Origin of the sequence: Agromyces mariniharenae (assembly GCF_008122505.1) — a bacterium.
GTDB lineage: Bacteria > Actinomycetota > Actinomycetes > Actinomycetales > Microbacteriaceae > Agromyces > Agromyces mariniharenae.
Genome location: NZ_VSSB01000001.1, coordinates 1,978,460 through 2,002,848 on the forward strand (window position 1 = coordinate 1,978,460; position 24,389 = coordinate 2,002,848).

Consider the following 24,389-nt stretch of genomic DNA (forward strand, 5'->3'; position numbering starts at 1 on the left):
TTGTCCCTCTCGGGGCATCGAGTGTCGAGCACTCCTTACGATCGGATGATGCGGCGATTGCCGTCGCACGGTCGAGACGGAGGAGCCGCAATGGAGCGTGTGGAGACGCTCGGCGTCGTCGAGTTCGGTGTGCCCGTCCGCGACGGAAGCGACCCGAGTGACGAACTCGTCGAGTTCCTCACGTCCGAGGGTGTCGTGGGGGCGGTCAACGTGCTCGCGGGGGATTCGTCGTCCGAGGTGTACGGCATCCTCTTCGTCGATGAGTCCGGGGCTCCCGCGCTGTGGTTCCCCGACGAGGGCGCAGTGGGATTCGGGCGAGGAGAGCTCGAGGAGTTCCGATCTCGACTGCGCGAGCGTTTCGGAGCCGCGTCCTGGATCGTCGAGCCGGATTCTCCCGGCGACGGTCCGGGTCCGCTCGCCCAAGGCTGGGGTATCCGCTCGTTCGCCTGGTATACGGAGTCCCAGCAGTTCGGCTCGCCCGAGATCGTCGCGAGGGCGCTCGGCGGACCCGTCATCTGGGCGCCGCTCGGTTCCGGCTTGCTGCTCGTCCCGAGCGACCCCCAATCGTTCGTGTTCTCCGGTTACTGGCGGCGGGGTCGATCGGTCCTCATGTGGGCGACGCACTCGCGTCGCGCCTTCGCGGCCGCGAACGGCAGGTTCCGGTCGGACTTCCGCTGGTGGGATCAGCACTTCGAGATCGTGGATCCGTCGGACGGCTGGCAGGTCGACCAGGACGGCTTCACGGTGCGGCAGATCGTCGAAGGTCTCCTCGAGGTCGACCCCGCGTTCACGGTGATGACGAAAGCAGCGCGGATCCGTGCGGATCGGAGGCAGGAGTTCCGGGTCGAACTCCGCAAGCCGACGAGCTCGCTCCAGACCTTCGAACGAATGGCGGAGTACAGCGGTGTTCCGGCCGAGGTGGCGCTGGTCGCCGACGGACGACTCGACCCGCTCGAGCTTCCCGGCGCCATGGTGGCGGAACCCGCGACCATGGCCGAGGGCATCTGGGGTGACACCCGGATTCCGCTGAGGGGCCCGTTCCGGGTGTTCCAGTGGTGGTCGCGTGCGACCGAGCGGCGGCCGCTGTGGCATCGCATCGCGACGGCGGGAGTTGTCGTGGCCGCGATCGTGCTCACGGCGGTCGTGATCGTCCAGGGCCGGCCCGCCGAGTTCGCGTTCCTCCCGCTGATGGCGGCCGGAGTCTGGGTGCTCGACTTCCTGCGACCGCGCTCTCGCAGTGCTGCTGGCCCGCATCGGCCCGGAACGCACGGCGATGCCGGTACCGAGCGGATGCCGCGACCCCCCGCCGATCGGATGCCGCGTCAGTAGCCCCCCGCGACGAGGTGCTGCGCCGCCGTCGCGAGCGCGTCCGCGACCTCGTCGGCGCCGTCGCGCAGCACGCCGACGGTGACGCGCACGAAGTCGCCGTCGCGTCGCGAGCGTGCGCCGTTGCCCGACGTCGCGGCATCCGATGCGGCGAGGAACGGCGTGCCCGCGGCCACTCGGATGCCGGCCGCGGCGAGCTGCACGAGTGCCGACCGCTCGCTCAGCACCGGTACCCACATGTTGATGCCGTCGGCCGGCGCGACGGGGACTCCGCGCTCGCGGAGCGCGTCGCCGAGCGCGCGCTGCCGCGTGTAGTACTGGCGCCGCGCCTCGGCCACGGCGTCGATCGAGGCGCCGTCGGTGAGCAGGTCGAGCAGGATCGTCTGGAGCATGCGCGACGTCCAGCCGGGTCCGAGCATGCGCCGCGCCATGATGCGCTCGATGAGCTGCCGCGGGCCGCCGAGCGCCGCGATGCGCAGGTCGGGGCCGTGCGACTTCGAGAAGCTGCGCACGTGCACGACGCGGTCGGGCAGCCACGCGCCGAGCGTCACGTCGCCCTCGGTCGAGATGAGGCCCGAGTGGTCGTCCTCGATGACCACGAGGTCGTCGGCGTCGTCGCTCGATCGGATGACGCGGGCGAGCTCCTCGGCCCGCTCGACCGTCATCGAGGCGCCGGTCGGGTTCTGCGCGCGCGGCTGCAGCAGCAACGCGACCGGCCGTCGCGCGAGCGCCGACGCGAGCTCGCCCGGCAGCATGCCGTGCTCGTCGAGCGGCACGGGCACCGCCTCGGCGCCGAGCGCGTCGAGCAGGTCGAGGAACGGCGGGAATCCCGGATGCTCGACCACGACGAGATCGCCGAACCGCACGACCTGGTCGAGCGTGCGCGAGATCGCGTCGAGCGCGCCATCGACCACGACGATCGCCTCGGCGCGCGACGGCCACGAGGTCGCGAGCACGCTCGCGAGCCCCGGGATGACGGGCTCGTCCTGGTAACTGCCGGTCTCCGCGCGCGCCGAGACGCGCGACAGGGCGGGGCCGAGCGCGGGCAGGAGCAGCGGGTCGGGCGTGCCGCGCGAGAGGTCGAGGCGCACGGGGTCGTGCGGCGCCGCCATGCCACGCATCCGTGGCGCGAGCCGAGCGGATGCCGCGCCGCGCACGAAGCTGCCGGCCCTGCCGCGCGACTCGATGAGCCCGGCGCGCGACAGCGCCTGCCACGCCTGGCTCACGGTCGCGGGGCTCACGCCGAGCGCGCCGGCCAGCTCCCGGACGGTGGGCAGGCGGTCTCCTGCGCCCAGCTCGCCGGCGTTCACGAGCCGGGCGATGACCCCGGCGATGCCGCGGGGAGTCGTGTCGGGGAAGTCGGCGAGCGCGGTGAGCGCAGGGGCATCCACTCGGACCTCGGTCATGTGCGCACCACACGAATACCTGACACGAACCATTGCCTCCTCACGGAGCACGCGACATCATGATTAACCACAACGTCACAATGTGAAACATAAGAGAAATGTTCACGCCGAACAATAACAGAACGGGTCGCACGGTCCGTTCGGCAGTCCCTCGCACCACCACCCCTCGGCGTCGACGCATCGCCCGGTGACCCCTGCGCAACGAGTCCCATGCCAGGAGCACCGAGCGGACGGCAACGGCGCCGACCGACTCAGGAGGCAACATGACGATCGTCCGAGCGGCCATCACGCAGACGACCTGGACGGGCGACAAGGAGTCCATGCTCGACAAGCACGAGCAGTTCGCCCGCCAGGCGAAGGAGCAGGGAGCCGAGGTGATCTGCTTCCAGGAGCTGTTCTACGGCCCCTACTTCGGCATCACCGAGGACGTGAAGTACTACGACTACGCCGAGCCGGCCGACGGGCCCATCGTGCAGCGCTTCGCCGCGCTCGCCAAGGAGCTCGGCATGGTCATGGTGCTGCCCATCTACGAGGAGGAGCAGCCCGGCGTCTACTACAACACCGCGGTCGTCGTCGACGCCGACGGCACGATCCTCGGGTCGTACCGCAAGCACCACATCCCGAACCTCGACAAGTTCTGGGAGAAGTTCTACTTCCGCCCCGGCAACCTCGGCTATCCGGTGTTCAACACGGCCGTCGGCCCGATCGGCGTCTACATCTGCTACGACCGGCACTTCCCCGAGGGCTGGCGCGAGCTGGGCCTCAACGGCGCGCAGATCGTGTTCAACCCGAACGCGACGAAGCCGGGCCTCTCGAACCGCCTCTGGGAGATCGAGCAGCCGGCGGCAGCGGCCGCGAACGGCTACTTCATCGGCGCCGCGAACCGCGTCGGCCTCGAGGACAACGAGTACGGCGACCTCGCCGTGAACTTCTACGGCAAGAGCCAGTTCGTGAACCCCCAGGGCGTCATCGTGGGCGACTACGGCTCCGAGACCGATGAGGAGGTCGTCGTGCGCGACCTCGACATGGACATGATCCGCGACGTGCGCAACGCGTGGCAGTTCTACCGCGATCGCCGTCCCGACTCGTACACGTCCATCCCGAAGCCGTAGCCGACGAGCCACGCGAAGGAGCGAACCATGGCGACCACCCTCATCACCGGCGGCACTGTCGTGAGCGCCACCGGGCGCGCCGCCGCCGACGTCCTCATCGACGGCGAGACGATCCGGGCCGTGCTCGAGCCCGGCAGCACCCTGCTGGGCACGGATGTCGCGGCATCCGTCGACCGCGTCATCGACGCGACCGGCAAGTACGTCATCCCCGGCGGCATCGACGCGCACACGCACATGCAGCTGCCGTTCGGCGGCACCGAGGCATCCGACACCTTCGAGAGCGGCACCCGGGCGGCGGCCCACGGCGGCACCACGTCGATCATCGACTTCGCGGTGCAGACCTACGGACAGCGCATCGAGGACGGCCTGGCGGCGTGGCACGAGAAGGCCGCGGGCAACTGCGCGATCGACTACGGGTTCCACCAGATCGTCGGTGACGTGAACGAGGCCTCGCTCGAGGCGATGCGCCGGCTGCCCGACGAGGGCGTGTCGAGCTTCAAGCTCTTCATGGCCTACCCGGGCGTCTTCTACTCGGATGATGCGCAGGTCCTGAAGGCCATGCAGGTCTCGCGCGACACGGGCATGCTGACGATGATGCACGCCGAGAACGGCCCTGCGATCGATGTGCTCGCGGCCCAGCTCGTCGAGCAGGGCAAGACCGACCCGTACTACCACGGCATCGCCCGCGCCTGGGAGATGGAGGAGGAGGCCACCCACCGCGCGATCATGCTCGCGAAGCTCACGGGCGCCCCGCTCTACGTGGTGCACGTGTCGGCGAAGCAGGCCGTCGAGCAGCTCGCCTGGGCGCGCGACAAGGGCCAGAACGTCTACGGCGAGACGTGCCCGCAGTACCTGTACCTCTCGCTCGAGGAGCAGCTCGGCGCCGAGAGCGAGCAGTGGGGGCACTTCGAGGGCGCGAAGTGGGTGTGCTCGACGCCGCTGCGCTCGCGCGAGGAGCGCCACCAGGACGCGATGTGGCAGGCGCTGCGCACGAACGACCTGCAGATGGTCTCCACCGACCATTGCCCATTCTGCATGAAGGACCAGAAGGAGCTCGGGCTCGGCGACTTCCGGAAGATCCCGAACGGCATCGGCTCGATCGAGCACCGCATGGACCTCATGTACCAGGGCGTCGTCACGGGAGAGATCACGCTCGAGCGCTGGGTGGAGCTCACGAGCACCACGCCCGCGCGGATGTTCGGCCTCTACGGCACCAAGGGCGTCATCCAGCCCGGTGCCGACGCCGACATCGTCGTCTACGACCCGAACGGGCACACCTCGATCGGCCTCGAGAAGACCCACCACATGAACATGGACTATTCGGCCTGGGAGGGCTACGAGATCGACGGCCACGTCGACACCGTGCTCTCGCGCGGCAGGGTCGTCGTCGACGGCGACGAGTACCTCGGCGATGCAGGCGACGGGAAGTACCTGAAGCGCGGGCTCAGCCAGTACCTCATCTAGTCCGGTGGTCGAGTAGCGAGCGCAGCACGCGTATCGAGACCTGGGAAGGGAACACCATGGAATTCGGAGCGGTCCTCCAGACCAACCCGCCGGCGTCGCGCACGATCCAGCTCGCGAAGCTCGCGGAGGTCCACGGCTTCTCGCACGTGTGGACGTTCGACTCGCACCTGCTCTGGCAGGAGCCGTACGTCATCTACAGCCAGATCCTCGCGCAGACCCAGCGCGTGAAGGTCGGGCCGTTCGTGACCAACCCCGCGACGCGTGACTGGACCGTGACGGCGTCGGTGTTCGCGACGCTCAACGAGATGTTCGGCAACCGCACGGTGTGCGGAATCGGCCGGGGCGACTCGGCCGTGCGCGTCACGAACGGCCGGCCCACGACGATGGCGGAGCTGCGCGAGTCGATCCACGTGATCCGCGAGCTCGGCAACTCGCGGTCGGTCGAATACAAGGGCTCGACGATCCAGTTCCCGTGGAGCCGGGGCTCGGAGCTCGAGGTCTGGGTCGCGGCCTACGGCCCGATGGCGCTCAAGCTCGCGGGCGAGGTGGGCGACGGGTTCATCCTGCAGCTCGCCGACGTCGACATCGCCGCCTGGATGATCAAGCACGTGCGGGATGCCGCGGAGGCCGCGGGCCGCGACCCGATGTCGGTGAAGTTCTGCGTCGCCGCGCCGTTCTACATCGGCGACGACTGGGCGCACATGCGCGACCAGTGCCGCTGGTTCGGCGGCATGGTCGGCAACCACGTCGCCGACATCGTCGCGAAGTACGGCATGCACGGCACGGTGCCCGACGCGCTCACCGAGTACATCAAGGGCCGCGAGGGCTACGACTACAACGAGCACGGGCGGGCCGGCAACGTGCACACCGAGTTCGTGCCCGACGAGATCATCGACCGGTTCTGCCTGCTCGGCACGGCCGACCAGCACCTCGACAAGCTCAAGCAGCTCGCGGAGCTCGGCGTCGACCAGTTCGCCGGGTACCTCCAGCACGACAACAAGGAGGAGACGCTGCGCGTGTACGGCGAGACGGTGATCCCCGCCATGACCGAGCACATCACGGCGAAGGCATGACGACGACGACCCCGGCGACCAGGCGCGCACGTCGATGGCGCGCGGTGCTCTGGGGCGCGCTCGGCATCCTCGCACTCGCCGCGCTCTGGGAGCTGTACAAGCTCGTCGGGCCGGCCGACGGCTGGCTCGTCGGCGCGCAGGAGGGCGTGACCGGCAGCGGCATCCGCCTGCTGCCGCGCACGAGCGACCAGGCCATGCCGCACACCTGGGACATGCTGGCGCGGGCCGTCGAGCCCGTGACGCGGGCGCAGGGCGCACTGCCGCTCGGGGTCGTCGTGCTCCTCGCGGCGCTCGTCAGCCTCGGCGTCGCGGCGCTCGGCTGGCTCGTCGGGGTCGTCGTCGGCTTCGCGCTGGCGCTGCTCATGCTCGGGTTCCGCATCGCCGAGCGGGCCGTGCTGCCGTTCGTCATCCTCAGCCAGACCGTGCCGCTGATCGCGCTCGCGCCGCTCATCCGCAACTGGGGGTCGCGGCTGTCGTTCGGCGACTTCTCCTGGCAGAGCTGGATGTCGGTGGTGATCATCGCGAGCTACCTCGCGTTCTTCCCGGTCGCCGTCGGCGCGCTGCGCGGCCTGCAGAGCCCCGAGGCCGCGCACCTCGACCTCATGCGCAGCTACGCGGCGGGCTGGTGGACCACGCTGTTCCGCCTCCGCCTGCCGGCCAGCGTGCCCTTCCTCATCCCCGCCCTGCGGCTCGCCGCGGCGAACGCGGTGGTCGGCACGGTCGTCGCCGAGATCTCGGTCGGGTTCTCGGGCGGCATCGGCCGGCTCATCCTCGAGACCGCCGTCGCCGCATCGAGCGACCCCGCGAAGCCTTGGGCGCCCATCCTCGGCGCGGTGCTGCTCGGCCTCGTGGCCGCCGGCTTCGTCGCCCTCCTCGCCGCCTTCCTCAGCCCGTTCCGCCGACAGGAGACCGTCGCATGAGCACCCCCGCGCCCCAGCCGACCGCCGGCCCGCCGCCCGCCGCCTCCGCTGCCGCCGCCGCCGCCGAGACGACGAGGACCGCCGACGCGGCCGAGGCCGTCGTCGTCCGCGGGGTCGAGCGCATCTTCGCCGGCGCGAAGGGCGCGACGGTCACGGCGCTCACGGGCATCGACCTCACGGTGCACGCCGGCGAGTTCGTCTCGCTCATCGGGCCCTCGGGCTGCGGCAAGTCGACGCTGCTCCGGCTCATCGCCGACCTCGACGAGCCGACCGAGGGCGACATCCGCGTCTTCGGCAAGACGGCGCGACAGGCCCGCGTCGACCAGGCGTACGGCATCGCGTTCCAGCAGGCCGGCCTGCTGCCGTGGCGCTCGGTCGCGGCGAACATCGAGCTGCCGCTGCAGCTGCACGGGGTCGGCGCCGCCGACCGGAAGGCGCGCGTCGCCGAGCTCGTCGAGCTCGTCGGCCTCGCCGACTTCGCCAGGCACTACCCCGACCAGCTCTCGGGCGGCATGCAGCAGCGCGTGGCGATCGCGCGGTCGCTCGCCGAGCGGCCCCGCCTGCTCCTCATGGACGAGCCGTTCGGCGCGCTCGACGAGATGACCCGCGAGCGCATGCAGACCGAGCTCCTCCGCATCCGCGCCGAGACCGGCGCGGCCGTGGTGTTCGTGACCCACTCGATCCCCGAGGCGGTGTACCTCTCCGACCGCGTGGTTGTCATGTCGCCGCGGCCCGGTCGCATCACCGACGAGATCGACGTGCGGCTCGGCGAGGCGGCCGAACGCGGCGAGGACCTGCGCGAGGACGCGGCGTTCTTCGAGGGCGTCACCGCCGTCCGCGAGGCCCTGCACGGACCCGAGGCGGCGGCCGCGGCCGGAGCCGCTCGAGGGGTGGACGTGCGATGACCGGACTGCCCGACGCCGCCATCGCGACGCAGCTCACGCCGCCGTCGTCGGCCGCCGCGAAGCGCCGTCGGGGCCAGGACGGTCCGTGGCGCCGGTTCGCGCGGCTCGTGCTGCCGCCGATCGCGCTGTTCATCGTGCTCGTGCTGCTCGTCGAGCTCGTCGTGGTGGCGCTCGGGATCCCCCCGTTCGTGCTCGCCAGCCCGTCGGCGATCTGGGCGCAGCTCGTGCAGTACGCGCCGCAGGTGCTCCAGGCGACGATCGCGACCGGGCTCAACGCGCTCATCGGGCTCGTGATCGGCGCGGTCATCGGCGTCGTGCTCGCGATCGTGGCGTCGTTCATCCGCGCGATCGACGGCATGCTCGCCCCCATCGTCGCTGCCGTGGCGGTCGTGCCGATCGTGGCCGTCGCGCCGGTGCTGTACACGATGTTCGGGTCGACCTCCGAGGTCTCGCGCATCATCATCGCGTCGATCGCCGCGTTCGTGCCGGTCTTCCTCAACACGCTGCGCGGGCTCCGGCAGGTGCGCCCCGTGCACCGCGACCTCATGCGCTCCTACTCCGCGACCCCCTGGCAGGAGACCCGGTCGGTGACCATCCCCTCCGCCCTCCCGCACTTCTTCACGGGCCTGCGCATCGCGTCGTCGCTCGCGGTCATCTCGGCCCTCGTCGCCGAGTACTTCGGCGGGCCGCGCCAGGGCCTCGGCTCGGCGATCACGACCGCCGCGGCATCCAGCGCCTACGCCCGCGCCTGGGCGTTCGTCATCGGCGCGATCCTGCTCGGCCTCGTCTTCTTCGCCCTCACCAGCCTGATCGAGAGGCTCGCCTCCCGACACCGATGACCCCAGCCACGCCGGGCGACGGCGCCCGGCCGACGCCACCGGCACCCCTGCCGGTCGGATCCGCACCACAGAGCACCACCACCAAGAGAGGGAACGCAGATGAAGCGCAACAGGATCACCGCGCTCGCGGCCGCAGCCGCCGCGACCGCGCTGGCGCTCGCCGGATGCTCCAGCGGGGGCACCGACGGCGGCGACGCCACCGACGGCGGAGGCGGCGACCTCACGCCGGTCACCCTCCAGCTGCAGTGGCTCACGCAGGCCCAGTTCGGCGGGTACTACCTGGCGAAGGCGAACGGCTACTGGGAGGACCTCGGCCTCGACGTCGAGATCATCCCGGGCGCCGTCGACATCGTGCCGCAGGACGTGCTGGCGGCCGGCGACGTCGACTTCGCCATCGCGTGGGTGCCGAAGGCGCTCGCGTCGATCGAGGCGGGCGCGAACATCACGAACATCGCGCAGGTCTTCGAGCGCAGCGGCACCCTGCAGGTCGCCTGGGCCGACAGCGGGATCACGACGCCGGCCGACCTCTCGGGCAAGCAGGTCGGCAGCTGGGGCTTCGGCAACGAGTGGGAGCTCTTCGCGGGCCTCACCGAGGCGGACGCGTCGGGCTACACGATCGTGCAGCAGAACTTCGACATGAACGCGCTGCTCAACAAGGAGATCGACGCCGCACAGGCGATGACCTACAACGAGTACGCGCAGCTGCTCGAAGCCGTGAACCCCGAGACCGGCGAGCTCTACCAGCCCGAGGACTTCTCGGTCATCGACTGGAACGAGGTCGGCACCTCGATGCTCCAGGACGCGATCTGGGCGAACACCGAGCGGCTCGAGAGCGACGAGGAGTACCAGGACACCGCGGTGAAGCTCATCCAGGGCGCCATCCTCGGGTGGATCGACCAGCGCGACGACCCGCAGGCCGCCGCCGACGCGGTGACCGCCGCGGGATCGACGCTCGGCACGAGCCACCAGCTCTGGATGGCCAACGAGATCAACAAGCTCATCTGGCCCTCGACCGACGGCATCGGGCACATCAACGAGATCGCGTGGGATGCCACGGTCGAGATGGCGCTCGGCACGAAGAACCAGGACGGCGCGCAGGTCATCACGACCGACCCGCCCGACACGGCGTACACGAACGAGTACGTCGACCAGGCGCTGGAGAACCTGGAGGGCGACGGCGTCGACGTGCTCGGCGAGTCGTACGAGCCGATCGAGGTCACCCTCGAGGAGGGCGGCAACTAGATTCCACCGGTGATCGAGTAGCGCCGCCGTCAGGCGACGCGTATCGAGATCCATCACGGGTCTCGATACGCGTCGGGCTCCGCCCGGCGCTACTCGACCACCGGCCCGACAAGAAAGGCACCGAAGCCATGACCGAGAACCTCGCCGAGGACCTCGACGAGCTCGCCCGCACGCTCGACCGCGACCACGTGTTCCACTCCTGGTCCGCGCAGTCCCAGCTCTCGTCGCTCGTGGTCGCGAGCGGGCGCGGATGCCGCGTCTGGGACCACGCCGGACGCGAGTACCTCGACTTCTCCAGCCAGCTCGTGAACGTCAACATCGGCCACCAGCATCCGGCCGTCGTGCAGGCGATCCGCGAGCAGGCGGAGCTCATCACCACGATCGCGCCGTCGACCGTGAACCTCGCCCGCGGCGAGGCCGCGAAGCGCATCATCGGCCACGCGCCGTCCGGCTTCCACAAGGTGTTCTTCACGAACGGCGGCGCCGACGCGAACGAGAACGCCATCCGGATGGCGCGACTGCACACCGGCCGCGACAAGATCCTCTCGACGTACCGCTCGTACCACGGCAACACCGGCGCGGCGATCGTCTCGACGGGCGACTGGCGCCGCATCCCCAACGAGTTCGCGCGCGGCCACGTGCACTTCTTCGGCCCGTACCTCTACCGTTCCGAGTTCTGGGCGACGACGCCCGAGGAGGAGTCGGAGCGCGCGCTGCACCACCTGCGCCGCGTGATCGAGGCGGAGGGCCCGTCGTCGATCGCGGCGGTGCTGCTCGAGACCGTGCCCGGCACGGCCGGCATCATGCTGCCGCCGCCCGGATACCTCGCGGGCGTCCGCGAGCTCTGCGACCAGCACGGCATCCTGCTCATCCTCGACGAGGTGATGGCGGGCTTCGGCCGCACCGGCCGCTGGTTCGCGTTCGACGGCTACGACGTGCGGCCCGACCTCATCACGTTCGCGAAGGGCGTGAACTCGGGCTACGTGCCGGTCGGCGGGGTCGTCATCTCGGACCCGATCGCCGCGACGTTCGACGACCGCGTCTTCCCGGGCGGGCTCACGTACTCGGGGCATCCGCTCGCGATGGCCTCGATCGTCGCCGCGCTGGACGCGATGGAGTCCGAGGGCGTCGTCGAGAACGCGCGTGTCATCGGCGAGACCGAGATCGGCCCGGCGCTGGTCGAGCTCGCCGAGCGCCACGAGGTCATCGGCGAGGTGCGCGGCGAGGGCGTGTTCTGGGCCGTCGAGCTCGTCGCCGACCGCGAGACCCGCGAGCCGCTGCCCGCGGCCGCGATGGGCCGCATCAAGTCCGGACTGGTGGCGCGCGGGCTGCTGCCGTTCATCCAGGACAACCGCATCCACGTGGTGCCCCCGTGCGTCGTCACGGTCGAGGATGTCGCCCAGGCGATGCCGATCTACGATGAAGTACTGAGCACCGCACTCGAAGGAGAGGGCTGACTCATGAGCCAGACATTGACCGAGAACCAGACGTCGGCCGCCACCACGACGACCGTCGAGCACTGGATCGACGGGGCATCCGCGTCGGGTGCCTCCGACCGCACGGGGCCCGTCTACAACCCCGCCCAGGGTGTCGAGACGAAGCGCGTCCGCTTCGCCTCCACCGAGGACGTCGACCTCGCCGTGCAGGCCGCGGCCCGCGCGTTCCCCGCGTGGCGCGACACGTCGATCGCGAAGCGCCAGCAGGTGATGTTCAGGTTCCGCGAGCTGCTGAACGCGCGGTCCGGCGAGCTCGCCGACATCCTGACGAGCGAGCACGGCAAGGTGACCTCGGATGCCGCGGGCGAGATCGCGCGCGGGCTCGAGGTCGTCGAGCTCGCCTGCGCGATGCCCGGCTACACGAAGGGCGAGTACTCCGAGAACGTCTCGACGGGGATCGACGTCTACACGACGCGCCAGCCCGTCGGCGTGGTCGGCATCATCAGCCCGTTCAACTTCCCGGCCATGGTGCCGCTGTGGTTCTTCCCGCTCGCGATCGCGACGGGCAACACCGTGGTGCTGAAGCCGTCGGAGAAGGACCCGAGCGCGTCGGTGTGGCTGGCGAAGCTGATGCAGGAGGCCGGGCTGCCCGATGGCGTGCTCAACGTCGTGCACGGCGACAAGGTCGCCGTCGACGCGCTGCTGCACCACCCGACGGTGCGCTCGATCTCGTTCGTCGGCTCGACGCCCATCGCGCAGTACATCTACTCGACGGCCACGGCCAACGGCAAGCGTGTGCAGGCGCTGGGCGGCGCGAAGAACCACATGCTCGTGCTGCCCGACGCCGACCTCGACCTCGCCGCCGACGCCGCCGTGAACGCGGGCTTCGGCTCCGCGGGCGAGCGCTGCATGGCGATCTCGGCCGTCGTCGCCGTCGACTCCGTCGCCGACGAGCTGGTCGACAAGATCGCCGAGCGGATGTCGCGCCTCACCACGGGCGACGGCACCCGCGGTTGCGACATGGGCCCGCTCATCACGCGCGAGCACCGCGACAAGGTCGCCGGGTACCTCGACGTCGCGGCATCCGACGGCGCCACCGTGGTGGTCGACGGACGCGACCCCGAGGTCGACGGCGAGCCCGACGGCTTCTGGCTCGGGCCGACGCTCGTCGACAAGGTGCCCACGTCGTCCGCGGTGTACCGCGACGAGATCTTCGGCCCGGTGCTGTCGATCGTGCGCGTCGACGGCTACGAGGACGGCCTCGACCTCATCAACTCGAGCCGGTACGGCAACGGCACCGCGATCTTCACGAACGACGGCGGCGCCGCGCGGCGCTTCCAGCGCGAGGTGACGGTCGGCATGGTCGGCATCAACGTGCCGATCCCGGTGCCCGTGGCCTACCACTCGTTCGGCGGCTGGAAGGACTCGCTCTTCGGCGACGCCAAGGCCTACGGCCCGCGCGGCTTCGACTTCTTCACGCAGGAGAAGGCGATCACGTCGCGCTGGCTCGACCCGAGCCACGGCGGCCTGAACCTCGGGTTCCCGCAGCACGACTGATCGACCGCGACGCGGCCGGCTCCCACGCGGGCCCGGCCGCGTTCGCGTGCCGGGGATCATCCACGCATGGTCGAGGCGAGTCCACCCTTTCGGCGACTCCTGAAAACAAGGACGGGGGAATCGAGCAGTCGAGGCGCACATGAGCCGCTCCCGTCGCGGATGCGGTGTCCTTGTTTTCAGGAGTCGCGCGAGGTGGAGGACCAGGCGGGTCCGAGAACCGACCTTGGGCGTGCCCCGGCGTCCGCGTTCGCGTGCCGTCAGTCCGTCGGTCTCGGCCGCGAGGCCCGCGCGGCGAATGCGGCGATCGCGGCCTGCGCGTCGGGTGTCGCGAACGCCGCCCCGATCGTGCCCGCCTCGTCGTCGAGCGCCTCCTGGAAGCTGCGAGTGAGCCCCGATCGCACGAGGCGCTTCGCCTGGCCGAAGGCGCCGGTTGCGCCGCGCAGCCACGACTCGGCGATGCCGCGTGCCCGGTCGGCCACCGCGTCGGGCGCGACGACCTCGGTCACGAGCCCCCAGTCGAGCGCCTCCTCGGCGCTGAGCGTGCGCGAGGTCAGGGTGAGCTCGAGCGCGCGCCGCGTGCCCACGGCCTCGGGCAGCAGCGTGCTCACGCCGCAGTCGGGGGTGAGGCCGACGTCCGAGTAGCGGCTGGCGAAGGTCGCGCGATCGGATGCCACGACGAGGTCGGCCACGAGCATGAACCCGAGCCCGCCGCCCGCGACGGGGCCCTGCACGGCGGCGACGATCGGCTTCGTGCTCTCGCGGAGCGTGCGGTGGCCGTCGTGGATGCGGTCGGCGAGCGCCCGGATCGTGGCGCTGGAATCCGACTGCTCCCCCGCGAGATGCGCCATCGCGACCACGTCGCCGCCGGCGCAGAACGCGCGTCCGACCGCGTCGAAGAGCACCGCGCCGATGTCGTCACGACCGGCGACCTCGTGCGCGATCCACTGCCAGCGCTCGATCGCGGCAGGGTCGACGGCGTTGAGGCGCTCCGGCCGATTCAGCGTGATGCGGGCGAGCCCGTCGGTCACGTGGAACAGGATCGGGTCGGCCTCGGCTGCGCTGCTCATGTCCGTGGAGTCTAGTCACGACGGCGAGGGACGAGCCGTGCGAATCCGAGTCGGGCGGTCAGAGGTCAGTCGGGTCCCCGCCGCCGCGCGAGGGGTGCCCGTACGCCTGCTCGAGCCGGGCGGCGCGCGCCACGAGCACGTCGAGCACCGTGCGCACGGCGAGGCGCTCCGCGACATCCGGCCGCACCAGCGCGACGATCTGGCGCGCCGACGCGACACCGCGGATCGGCTTCAGCACCATGCCGGGCGCGACTGGACCGGAGGTGAAGCGCGGCACGAACGCGATGCCGAGGCCGGCCACGATGAACGCCTCCATGATGCGCATGTCGCTGAAGCGCTGGCTCACCTCCACCCGCTTGCCGCCCTCCTGCTCGATGGCGTGCAGGATGCGCTCGAACGGGAAGCCGGGCGGCACGCCGAGCCAGGTCTCGTCGACGAGGTCGGCCGGCGTCACGTGGGAGCGACCGGCGAGGCGGTGGTCGGCGGGCAGCCCGATGTCGAGCGGCTCGGTCAGGAGCGGCACGGCCCTGAGCCCGCGACCGCCCCAGGGCAGCACGCCCGGCATGGTGTGGGCGAGCACGATGTCGTAGTCCGCGGTGAGGTCGGGGAACTCGGCGAGCTCGGGGTCGAGGTCGGTGCAGCGCACGACGAGCCCGGCCACCGGTGCCAGGTCCTTGAGCACGCTCGGCAGCAGCGTCGCGCCGACGGTCGGGAACGTGAGCAGCGTCACCTCGCCGCTCGGGTGGTTGCGGAACTCGTCCCAGAGGGCCGAGGCGTGCTCGAGCGCGATCGCGACGTCGGTCGCGCTGCGCGCCAGCGCGTGGCCGGCGCTGGTCAGCACGAGCCCACGTCCGCTGCGCTCGGTGAGCGGCATTCCCGCCTCGCGCTCGAGCACCTTCAGCTGCTGCGACACGGCCGACGGCGTGCGGCCGGTGGCCTCGGCGACGGCCGTGACGCTGCCCCGTTCGGCGAGTTCCCTGAGCAGGTCGAGGCGTCGTACGTCCATGTAGTCAGACTACATCGTTATTGAAGTATTGTGCGCTTGTGCTGCAAGGTTTGGAACGTCACAATGGAGGAGTCGAACACGTGCAACGGCGCATCCGTCGCTCGACGAGCCACCTTCTCCTTGAAAGGAACCACCGTGTTCACGCTCCTCGCCATCCTCGGAACCGTCTCCGTCGCCGGCATCGTCGGCTCCATCGTCACCTCCGCTCGCGACGGCTACCGTCGCCAGCCGAAGGCGACCATCGCGCGCACCGCCTAGGTCGCGCGACACCCCGGGCTCGCGCCCGGGAGCAGGGCCGCTGCGCGGGGGAGGGACACCCCGCGGGGCGGCCCTTCGTCGTTTCCGGGTGTCACCGGGGCATCCGGACCTTCCTCTCAGGCGGCGGAGTCGTAGAGTATTCGGGTGACACTCGCCTCCCAGGACGCAACGACCGACGCCCGCCGACAGCTCATCGAGTACATCTCGGCCGACGCGGTGTTCCACGGCGACTTCACCCTGACCAGCGGCAAGAAGGCGTCGTACTACGTCGACCTCCGCAAGGTGAGCCTCGACCACCGGGTCGCCCCGCTCATCGGGCAGGTCATGCTCGACCTCATCGCCGACGTGCCCGACGTGGCGGCGGTGGGCGGCATGACGATGGGCGCCGACCCGATCGCCACGGCCGTCCTGCACCAGGGCGCGGCCCGCGGTCTCGCCTACGACGCGTTCGTCGTGCGCAAGGAGCCGAAGGACCACGGCCGCGGCAAGCAGGTCGAGGGCCCCGACGTCGCGGGCAAGCGCGTCGTCGTGCTCGAGGACACGTCCACCACGGGCGGCTCGCCGCTCAAGGCGATCGAGGCGCTGCGTGCAGCAGGCGCCGAGGTCGTGGCGGTCGCCGTGGTCGTCGACCGCGCCACCGGTGCCCGCGAGGTGATCGAGGGCGCGGGCGTGCCCTACCTGGCCGCGATCGGCCTCGAAGACCTGGGATTGGCCTGATGGAACGCGACGGACGCAACTCCGACGACGCCGCCGACTGGCTGCTCGCGCAACTCGCGGCAGGCCCGGCGGCGCGCGATGAGCCGCCCGTCGCTCCGCCTCCAGCCACTCCGACCGGGGATGCCGCGCCGGCATCCCCCGCACCCGTCGTCCCGCCGCGCTCCATCGAGCCGGGCCCGCGCCGCGAGGAGGTGCTCGATTGGTTCTCGGTCGCCGAGCCGCCCTCGGCGACGGATGCCGCGACGCGGGCCCTGCCCGTCATCGGCACCCCGCCCCCGGCGCCGACGGTGCCCGACGTCGTGGAGCCGCCCGCTGCGGCGTTCCCGCCGGCGGCTCCGCGGCCGCCCGCCGCGGCGTTCCCGCCGGCGGCTCCGCTTCCGCCTGCGGCTCCGCTTCCGCCGGCCGCGCCCGCGCCGATCGCCGAACCGTCGTCGGGGCTGCCCGCCTGGAGCCCGCCGTTCATGGTCGGCGGCCCGGCTGCGACGCCTCCGGTCGCTCCAACGCCGTCCGACGAGCCGTCGTCGCCCGTCGCGGAGCCCGCGGATCCGCCGCCCGGCCCGGTGACCCCGACCGGCCCGTTCGCGCTCACCTGGGGCGGTGGCGACCTCGATTCCGAGGACGCCATCCGTGCCGCCTTCCGCAGCCTCTCGGGGCCGTCGAGCGACGCCGGTCCGACGGCGTCCGAGCCCGAGGCACCCGTGTTCGAGGCGCCCGCGCCTGAGGCGCCCGCGCCCGAACCGGCCGCGTTCGAGTCCGCTGCTCCGGGGTCCGCCGCTCCCGAGTCCGCTCCGCTCGACTCCGCCGATTCCGGATCCGACGATTCCGAGTCGCCGTTCGCCGGGTTCCCGTCGCCGCCCGTGGCGCGGCAGTCGTTCACGCCCGCGCCGGGCATGGCGTCCGCCGAGGAGCCTCCCGTGCCGCCGGTCGCGCCGGTGCGGCATCCGATCGCGCCGTCGACCGCGCCCGCCGGCTGGGACGAGCTCGCCGCCCGCCCCGCGCCGACGCCCGACCCGGTCGCACCTGCGGCGCCCACCGGCGGACGCTTCGGCGCGTTCGCCTCCGACACGTTCGGCGACGACGCTGCCGACCCCTTCCGAGCGCTCATCGAGGCGTCGGCTCCTCGTGACGCAGAGCCGATGCCGTCGTCGCCGAGCGTCGGCTCGCCCGAGCCGGCACCGGCCGCGTTCACGCCGTCGATCCCGAGCGAGAACACGACCCCGCGCGGCTTCCCCTTCCTCGAGGTGCGCGGCGAGGCCGTCGAGCCCGTGACCGAGCCCGGCCATCAGGCCGAATCCGCCGTGAACCGCCGCGCGCCCATCCCTGCCTTCGTGGCCGCGACGGGCGATCGCTCGGGCCGCGAGCCCGAGCCGGGCGAGCCTGTCGACGACCTGCTCGCGGCGCTCGGCTCCGGCACGGCGCGTCCGTCGCACGACGACGACGCCTCGGACCCGGCCGGCGGCCCGACCGACGCCGGATCCGGAATCCCGCCCGAGCGCGGCGGCCCGCCCACGGGCGGCGGGTTCGATGCGCTCGGCTTCTCATTCGGCGACGACGAGGAGGACGACGAGCCCGACGAGGCTGTCGACGACGAGCGCCCGGCCCGCCCGAGCATCCGCGAGCGCCTCTTCGGTCGCGGTCGAGACGCGGATGCCGACGATGACGCAGGTGCCGCGCCTGGGCCAGAGCCCGAGGCCGTCGACGACGCCGTCGGCGCGCCGTTCGTGCCGCCGGCCGCCGCTGCGGCGCCGTTCGCGGCCGCGGCCGCCCCGCCGCCCGCGCCCACGCCTGCCGCGCCGGAGCCGCAGCCCGAGTCGCCGATCGCGCGCGAGATCGCCGAGACCGGGTATTTCTGGAACCTCACCCCCGACCCCTCGGCCGCCGACCCGAACGCCGACGGACCGGCGGTGGCCGACCGACCGGGCTCCTTCGATGAGGAGTGGGCCGAGCCCGAGCCCGAAGTGCCGTTCGCCTCCGAGCCGGTGCAGCCCGAGCCGGTGCAGCCCGAGCCGGTGCAGCCCGCGCCCTTCCTGCGCGCCCCCCAGCTCTCCGCCGAGGAGCCCGATCCCGTGGCGCCCGAGCCGATCGCGCCCGAGCCCGAGGAGCCCGAGCCCGTGGCGGCCGAGGCCGTGGAGCCCGAGCCGATCGCGCCCGAGCCCATTGCGCCCGAGCCGCCGGCCGAGCCCGTCGCGCCCGAGCCGCCGGCCGAGCGTCCGACGTTCACGGCATCGCTGTTCGCGATCCCGCCGGCGACGCAGGCCGAGCCCTGGCCCGAGCCAGAGGCGGGTTCCGACTTCGACGCCGAACCGAACTGGTCGTTCGGCGACGATGCGCCCGACGAGACGCCCGGCCAGCGCGAGGACGCCCCGACCGCGATGTTCCCGTCGGCACCGGCCGCCGGGCCGAATGCGACCGGTTCACCTGACGACGACCCGCTCGCCGCCCTCTTCGGTGCGCGCCCGGTGCCGCAGGAGCCGCAGCCCATCGAGGACCCGTGGAACACCGGATCCCCGTTCGGCGCCTCGGCCGGCACGTCGGCCCCCGCCGATCGCTTCGCCGCCGACGCGGGCCCCTTCGCCGCCTACGCGGCGTCCGCATCGGCACCCTCGCCGGCGCCCGCTCCCGCCGTTGCGCCTCGTCCGACGTCCGCACCGCGCACCGGCGGCGCCTCGGGCTCCGGCTCCGGCTCCGGCACGGACACCGGCGGATCGGGCTCGGGCGGCAACCGTACCGTGCGCGTCCTCGCCTGGGTGGCCGGAGGCCTCGTGGCGGCGCTCGTGCTCGTCGGACTGTTCTTCCTCGGCACCCAGCTGTCAGGCGGCGGCGAGGCATCCGCCCCGTCGGCGACGCCGACCCCGACCGAGACCCCGGTCGCGGCGCCCACGGCCCCGCAGCCGGCCGGGGTGCATCCGTGGAACACGCTGTTCGGCGGCGAGTGCATCGACCCGTTCGAGTCGGCCTGGGCCGAGGAGTTCACCGTCGTCGACTGTGCGGCCCCGCACGCGGCCCAGCTCGTGTACCGGGGCCAGCTGCCCGGCGACGAGGCGGCGCCGTTCCCGGGTGAAGCCGAGATCGCGTCGCAGATGAACCTGCTCTGCACGGCGCCCGGCGTCATCGACGTCGCCGCGGTCTCGGGCGTCGAAGACCTGCAGGTGCAGGCCGCGTTCCCGGTGACCGAGGAGCAGTGGGCCGCGGGCGAGCGCTCGTACTACTGCTTCGCGAACCGCGCGGGCGGCGAGCCGCTCACCGCGAGCATCGCCGGCCCCGGACCCGCGGTCTAGCGTGGGGTCGCCCGGTCTCGTCGTCGTCGTCGGCTCGCTCAACGTCGACTCCACGAGCTACGTCGGGGCGTTCCCCGAGCCCGGCGAGACCATCCGCTCGCACGGATTCCAGGTCGCGCTCGGCGGCAAGGGGTCGAACCAGGCGGTCGCCGCGCACGTGGTCGGGGCATCCGTCGACCTCGTGGCGCGCCTCGGCGCCGATGCCGCGGGCGACTTCGCCGTGGCGACGCTCGAGCGGTTCGGCCTGCCCACCGCCGCGATCGGTCGAGCTGCGGATGCCCCGACCGGCGTCGCCCAGATCACGGTCGCCGATTCCGGCGAGAACACCATCATCGTCACGAGCGGCGCCAACCTCGCGGTCACCCCCGCCGTCGTCGACGCCGAGCGCGAGCGGATCGCGTCGGCCGCGCTCGTGCTGACCCAGGGCGAGCTCCCCGTCGCGACGATCGACCGGGTCGCCGAGCTCGCGGCCGGCGCCGGCGTGCGATTCGTGCTCAACCTCGCTCCGCCCGCACCGGTCGCCGCCGCGACGCTCGCGTCGTCCGACCCGCTCGTCCTCAACGAGCACGAGGCGCGGGCGGTCGGCATCGGCACGGATGCCGCGGATGCCTCGCTCGACGCCTGGCGCGACGCCGCGGCATCCGCCGTGGGGCGGATCGCGCGCTCGATCGTCGTGACCCTCGGTGGGTCCGGCGCCGTCGCGGCATCCGTCGACGGGTCGTGGACCGCGCCCGCCCCGGCCGTCGACGCCGTCGACACGACGGGCGCGGGCGACGGGTTCACCGGTGCCCTCGCGGCGTTCCTCGCCGAGGGGCGGCCGCTCGAGGAGGCGCTGCGGATCGCGGTCGCGGCCGGCGCGCTCGCGGTGCAGGCCCGCGGCACCGTCGACTCCTACGCGTCGCGGGCGGCCGTGCTGCGCACCGCGGGAGCGGATGGCCGGGCACGCGAATGACCATTCCCGTCATCCTCGACTGCGACCCCGGTCACGACGACGTCTTCGGCCTCTGGCTGGCCGCGGGGCATCCGTCGCTCGAGCTCCTCGCGGTCACGACGGTCGGCGGCAACGTGCCGCTCGAGCACACGAGCCGCAACGCGCGCATCGCGCTCACGGTCGCGGGCGTGGCCGACGTGCCCGTCGCCGCGGGCGCGGCGGGGCCGCTTGCGCGGCCGCTCGAGACGGCGGAGTGGATCCACGGGGAGAACGGCCTCGGCGGACCCGAGCTGCCCGAGCCCGCGATGGACCTCGACCCGCGCGGCGCGCTCGAACTCATGGCCGACACGCTGCTCGGCGCCGACGAGCCCGTGGCGATCGTGGCCACCGGGCCGATCACGAACGTCGCGATGCTGCTGCGCGATCGCCCCGACCTCGCGGATCGGATCCGCGAGGTCGTCTGGATGGGCGGGTCCACCGGGCGCGGCAACGCCACGCCCTACGCGGAGTTCAATGCGTTGGTCGATCCCGAGGCGCTCGCGATCGTCATCGAGAGCGGTGTGCGCTTCACCATGGTCGGCCTCAACGTCACGCACACCGCGCTCGTGACCGCGGCCGTGCGCGAGCGGCTCGCCGCGGTCGGCACGGCTACGGCGGCGTTCGGCGACGAGCTGCTCGAGTTCTTCTGCCGCACGAACGCCGACGTGTTCGGCATGCCCGACGGCCCGCTGCACGACCCGGTCGCCGTCGCGGTGCTCGTCGATCCGCACGTGGTGACCCGCGTGCACACGCGCCTCGACGTCGAGCTCGCGGGCACCGAGACCGCCGGTGCCACGAGCGTCGACCTCGACGGGATGCTGCGACGCGAGCCGAACGCGTGGGTGGCGACCGCCCTCGACGTCGACCGGTTCTGGGACCTGCTCGACGACGCGATCGGCCGCCTCGCCTAGGTCCCCTACAGCTCGGACTCGGCCGGCTCGTTCACGAGCTCGTGCACGCCCTCGAGGATCTCCTCGGGACGGAACGGGTAGCGCTCGATCTCGGCCTGGTCGCTGATGCCGGTGAGCACGAGCACGGTGTGCAGGCCCGCCTCGATGCCCGCGACGATGTCGGTGTCCATGCGGTCGCCGATCATCGCGGTGTTCTCGGAGTGCGCGCCGATCTTGTTGAGCGCCGAGCGGAACATCATCGGGTTCGGCTTGCCCACGACGTACGGCTCCTTGCCGGTCGCCTTCGTGATGAGGGCGGCGATCGCGCCGGTCGCGGGCAGCGGGCCTTCGGCCGACGGGCCCGTGGCATCGGGGTTCGTGACGATGAATCGCGATCCGTTGCCGATGAGCCGGATCGCCTTCGTGATCGCCTCGAACGAGTAGTTGCGGGTCTCGCCCACGACGACGAAGTCGGGGTTCGTCTCGGTCATCACGAAGCCCGCCTCGTGCAGGGCCGTGAGGATGCCCGCCTCGCCGATGACGAACGCCGTGCCGCCGGGCAGCTGCTGCTTGAGGAAGTCCGCCGTCGCGAGCGCCGACGTCCAGATGCGCTCCTCGGGCACGTTGAGCCCGCTCGCGCGGAGCCGCGCCGAGAGGTCGCGCGCGGTGAAGATCGAGTTGTTCGTGAGCACGAGGTACGGCGTGCCGGCATCCTCCCACTGCTGCAGGAGCTCGGCCGCACCGGGCAGGGCGTGGTTCTCGTGCACGAGCACGCCGTCCATGTCGGTCAGCCAGGCTTCGACCTCTTCACGTCGTCCCATGCGTCAAGCCTAGGGCGCGCACGTCACAGCCCGATGAACGGCGGATGCCGCGGGTGCTTCGTCGCGCGTCCCCCGGAGGCTGCGAAGCGAGCCGTGCCGGCTCAGTGCAGCAGCGACTCCCAGTCCGCGGGAACCCGCCCCTCGGGTCCGGGAGCAGGCTGCTCCTCGGGCCGCGACAAGGGCGGGGTGAGCGGCACGCGCGGCGCCGACGACTCGGTGACGTAGTTCCAGAACCAGTGCTCGCCGGGTTCGAACGAGGTGGCGACCGGATGCCCCGTCTGCTCCGAGTGCCGGCGGGCGTGCTGCGCGGGGGAGGCGTCGCAGCATCCGACATGCCCGCACTCGACGCAGCGGCGCAGGTGGAACCACCAGCCGCCGCCCGCGTCGCAGTCGCCGCAGCCGGTGCCCGACGGCGGCGGCGCGAGGTCGCTCACGCGAACACCTCGGCTGCGGCGAGCGCCCGGTGCACGGAGGCGACGGCGCTCGACCCCTCGCCGACGGCGGCGGCGACGCGCTTCATCGAGCCGCGCCGCACGTCGCCGGCCGCGAACACCCTCGGGACCGAGGTCTCGAACGGGAGCGGCATCCGTCCCAGGTCGCGCCATGGATCGCCGAGGGCGATGACGTCGGCCCCGGTGTGCACGAACCCGTGCTCGTCGCGCTCCACGTCGGCGAGCCAGTCGGTGGCGGGCTCGGCGCCGATGAAGCAGAACAGTCCGTGGCAGTCCACCGTGTCCTCGATCGCGCCGCTCAGGGTCACGCGCTCGAGGTTCTCGTCGCCGTGCAGGCCCACCACCTGGGTGCCCGTGTGGACGTCGATGCGAGCGTCGTCGACGATGCGGTCGACCAGGTAGCTCGACATCTGGCGGCCGAGGTCGTTCGCACGCACGACGAGGCGCACGTGGCAGCCGTTCGCGGCGAGCGCGAGGGCCGCCTGGCCCGCGGAGTTGGCCCCGCCGACCACGACGACCTCGGACCCCGCCACCTGGCGGAGCTCCATCGTGGAGGCCGCGTAGTGGATGCCGGCGCCCTCGAACTCCTTCCAGCGGTCGAGGCCGAGCGATCGATAGGCGACCCCGGTGGTCACGATCACCGCGCGCGCGTTCACGACCGCGCCGTCGGTGAGCGTGAGGCGCAGCGCGCCGGGGTCGGACTCGAGCCGCACCGCCTCGCATGGCGCGACGACGCGAACTCCGAACTTGATCGCCTGCAGTGAGGCCTGAGCCGTGAGGTCGTCGCCGGACACGCCGAACGGGAACCCCAGGTAGTTCTCGATGCGCGAGGTGGCCGACGACTGCCCGCCGGGCGCGACGGCGTCGAGCAGCACGGTGTCGAGGCCCTCGGAGGCGCCGTAGATCGCTGCGGCCAGGCCGGCGGGCCCCGCACCCACGACCGCGAGGTCGACGGTGGCGTCGTCCTCGCCGGCGTATGCGAGACCGAGCAGCTCGGCGAGCTGGCCTGGGGTCGCGCGGGGGATGTTCTCCCCCTGCACGATCGCGACCGGAAGGTCGTCGCGAGTGAAGCCGTGGCCGGCGAACGCCGCCGCCCGCTCGGGATCGTCGGCGTCGACCCAGGTGTGCACGAGGTCGAGGCGCTCGGCGTACCGTCGCAGCGCGACCGCCTCGCGCGAGCGCTCCGACCCGATGATCTTCAGCGTCCACGCGGCGGGGCCGCGGCGCAGCTCCTCGCGGCGCGCCCAGAGCGTGCGGAGCATGAGGTCGCAGAGCTCGTCGTCCTCGGCCATCATCCGCTGGAGCGCGTCGTGGTCGACGCGGAGCATCCGGCCGGGCTCCGCGACCCGGGCGGTGAGGAAGGCGTGCTGTCCGTTGAGCAGGCCGAGCTCGCCCACGAAGGTGCGCGGTCCGAGGGTCGCGATCAGGGTCTCGTCGATCCACTTCAGCGGCTCGCGCACGACGTCGACCGTGCCGGACTCGACGAGGATGAGGTCGTACCAGCGGTCGCCGGCCTTGAAGAGGACGTCGCCCTTCTCGGCGGCGACGGACACGCCGTAGCGCAGCATCCGCTCCCATTGGGAGTCGGTGAGTTCAGGGGTGATCTTGGGTGCCTTGTGTCCCATCACACCATCGTGCACGACGGAGGCG

The 24,389-nt window shown here is 72.2% G+C and carries 21 protein-coding genes; 15 read left to right on the forward strand and 6 right to left on the reverse strand.

From position 1 onward, the window contains the following. Window positions 1-90 precede the first annotated feature (90 nt). On the forward strand, window positions 91-1,329 hold the full coding sequence (locus tag FYC51_RS09135) for a hypothetical protein (RefSeq protein ID WP_148733252.1): 1,239 nt from the start codon (window positions 91-93) through the stop codon (window positions 1,327-1,329). Here FYC51_RS09135 and FYC51_RS09140 read toward each other — a convergent pair. Continuing rightward, window positions 1,323-2,732, reverse strand: coding sequence for an aminotransferase-like domain-containing protein (locus tag FYC51_RS09140; RefSeq protein ID WP_148733253.1), 1,410 nt, complete (start codon window positions 2,730-2,732; stop codon window positions 1,323-1,325). The genes FYC51_RS09135 and FYC51_RS09140 overlap by 7 nt on opposite strands. A gap of 263 nt (window positions 2,733-2,995) precedes the next feature. Here FYC51_RS09140 and FYC51_RS09145 point away from each other — a divergent pair, with 263 nt between their 5' ends. The 9 genes from FYC51_RS09145 to FYC51_RS09185 all read left to right on the forward strand — a co-directional run bounded on the left by FYC51_RS09145 (window position 2,996) and on the right by FYC51_RS09185 (window position 13,280). Beyond that, the gene (locus FYC51_RS09145; protein WP_148733254.1) at window positions 2,996-3,844 is read left to right on the forward strand and encodes a nitrilase-related carbon-nitrogen hydrolase; all 849 of its coding nucleotides are present in this window, start codon (window positions 2,996-2,998) and stop codon (window positions 3,842-3,844) included. Window positions 3,845-3,871: 27 nt separating this feature from the next. After that, on the forward strand, window positions 3,872-5,308 hold the full coding sequence (gene hydA, locus FYC51_RS09150) for a dihydropyrimidinase (RefSeq protein ID WP_148733255.1): 1,437 nt from the start codon (window positions 3,872-3,874) through the stop codon (window positions 5,306-5,308). Window positions 5,309-5,364: 56 nt separating this feature from the next. Next, on the forward strand, window positions 5,365-6,381 hold the full coding sequence (locus FYC51_RS09155; RefSeq protein ID WP_148733256.1) for a TIGR03842 family LLM class F420-dependent oxidoreductase: 1,017 nt from the start codon (window positions 5,365-5,367) through the stop codon (window positions 6,379-6,381). Continuing rightward, a complete protein-coding gene (locus FYC51_RS09160) occupies window positions 6,378-7,301 on the forward strand; it encodes an ABC transporter permease (protein WP_148733257.1) in 924 nt (307 codons plus the stop codon). The genes FYC51_RS09155 and FYC51_RS09160 overlap by 4 nt, the downstream gene beginning before the upstream one ends. Beyond that, the gene (locus FYC51_RS09165) at window positions 7,298-8,206 is read left to right on the forward strand and encodes an ABC transporter ATP-binding protein (protein ID WP_148733258.1); all 909 of its coding nucleotides are present in this window, start codon (window positions 7,298-7,300) and stop codon (window positions 8,204-8,206) included. The genes FYC51_RS09160 and FYC51_RS09165 overlap by 4 nt, the downstream gene beginning before the upstream one ends. Further along, window positions 8,203-9,045 (forward strand): ABC transporter permease, encoded by an 843-nt coding sequence (locus tag FYC51_RS09170; RefSeq protein WP_148733259.1) that lies wholly within the window; start codon window positions 8,203-8,205, stop codon window positions 9,043-9,045. The genes FYC51_RS09165 and FYC51_RS09170 overlap by 4 nt, the downstream gene beginning before the upstream one ends. A 99-nt stretch (window positions 9,046-9,144) precedes the next feature. Then, window positions 9,145-10,287, forward strand: coding sequence for an ABC transporter substrate-binding protein (locus tag FYC51_RS09175; RefSeq protein ID WP_148733260.1), 1,143 nt, complete (start codon window positions 9,145-9,147; stop codon window positions 10,285-10,287). 128 nt (window positions 10,288-10,415) lie between these two features. Further along, window positions 10,416-11,744, forward strand: coding sequence for an aspartate aminotransferase family protein (locus tag FYC51_RS09180; RefSeq protein ID WP_148733261.1), 1,329 nt, complete (start codon window positions 10,416-10,418; stop codon window positions 11,742-11,744). Window positions 11,745-11,747: 3 nt separating this feature from the next. Then, window positions 11,748-13,280: a CoA-acylating methylmalonate-semialdehyde dehydrogenase gene (locus tag FYC51_RS09185; RefSeq protein ID WP_148733262.1), complete on the forward strand. Its 1,533-nt coding sequence runs from the start codon at window positions 11,748-11,750 to the stop codon at window positions 13,278-13,280. A 257-nt stretch (window positions 13,281-13,537) separates the two neighbouring features. On the opposite strand, the gene FYC51_RS09190 is transcribed toward FYC51_RS09185, so the two are convergent. Together FYC51_RS09190 and FYC51_RS09195 are read right to left on the reverse strand one after the other, a co-directional pair. Further along, the gene (locus FYC51_RS09190) at window positions 13,538-14,347 is read right to left on the reverse strand and encodes an enoyl-CoA hydratase/isomerase family protein (protein WP_148733263.1); all 810 of its coding nucleotides are present in this window, start codon (window positions 14,345-14,347) and stop codon (window positions 13,538-13,540) included. Window positions 14,348-14,405: 58 nt separating this feature from the next. Continuing rightward, window positions 14,406-15,353, reverse strand: coding sequence for a LysR family transcriptional regulator (locus tag FYC51_RS09195; protein WP_148733264.1), 948 nt, complete (start codon window positions 15,351-15,353; stop codon window positions 14,406-14,408). Between the two features lie 135 nt (window positions 15,354-15,488). Here FYC51_RS09195 and FYC51_RS19720 point away from each other — a divergent pair, with 135 nt between their 5' ends. The 5 genes from FYC51_RS19720 to FYC51_RS09215 all read left to right on the forward strand — a co-directional run bounded on the left by FYC51_RS19720 (window position 15,489) and on the right by FYC51_RS09215 (window position 21,487). Beyond that, window positions 15,489-15,611, forward strand: a complete 123-nt coding sequence (locus tag FYC51_RS19720; RefSeq protein WP_274379484.1) for a hypothetical protein — start codon at window positions 15,489-15,491, stop codon at window positions 15,609-15,611. 144 nt (window positions 15,612-15,755) lie between these two features. After that, entirely contained in the window at window positions 15,756-16,328 is a 573-nt protein-coding gene (pyrE, locus tag FYC51_RS09200; RefSeq protein WP_148733265.1) for an orotate phosphoribosyltransferase, read from the forward strand. Then, entirely contained in the window at window positions 16,328-19,606 is a 3,279-nt protein-coding gene (locus FYC51_RS19425) for a septum formation family protein (protein WP_222863280.1), read from the forward strand. The genes pyrE and FYC51_RS19425 overlap by 1 nt, the downstream gene beginning before the upstream one ends. Before the next feature lies 1 nt (window position 19,607). Next, entirely contained in the window at window positions 19,608-20,558 is a 951-nt protein-coding gene (locus FYC51_RS09210; protein WP_148733266.1) for a ribokinase, read from the forward strand. Further along, the gene (locus tag FYC51_RS09215; protein WP_148733267.1) at window positions 20,555-21,487 is read left to right on the forward strand and encodes a nucleoside hydrolase; all 933 of its coding nucleotides are present in this window, start codon (window positions 20,555-20,557) and stop codon (window positions 21,485-21,487) included. The genes FYC51_RS09210 and FYC51_RS09215 overlap by 4 nt, the downstream gene beginning before the upstream one ends. A gap of 5 nt (window positions 21,488-21,492) precedes the next feature. Here FYC51_RS09215 and FYC51_RS09220 read toward each other — a convergent pair whose 3' ends face one another. The 3 genes from FYC51_RS09220 to FYC51_RS09230 all read right to left on the reverse strand — a co-directional run bounded on the left by FYC51_RS09220 (window position 21,493) and on the right by FYC51_RS09230 (window position 24,364). Beyond that, complete coding sequence (locus tag FYC51_RS09220) at window positions 21,493-22,287, reverse strand: HAD-IIA family hydrolase (protein WP_148733268.1); 795 nt, start codon at window positions 22,285-22,287, stop codon at window positions 21,493-21,495. A 101-nt stretch (window positions 22,288-22,388) separates the two neighbouring features. Then, complete coding sequence (locus tag FYC51_RS09225; RefSeq protein WP_148733269.1) at window positions 22,389-22,721, reverse strand: UBP-type zinc finger domain-containing protein; 333 nt, start codon at window positions 22,719-22,721, stop codon at window positions 22,389-22,391. Beyond that, window positions 22,718-24,364 carry an FAD-dependent oxidoreductase gene (locus tag FYC51_RS09230; RefSeq protein ID WP_148733270.1) on the reverse strand — a complete coding sequence of 549 codons (1,647 nt, stop codon included), beginning with the start codon at window positions 24,362-24,364 and terminating at the stop codon, window positions 22,718-22,720. Before FYC51_RS09230 ends, FYC51_RS09225 begins: the two co-directional genes overlap by 4 nt. Between the last annotated feature and the right edge of the window lie 25 nt (window positions 24,365-24,389).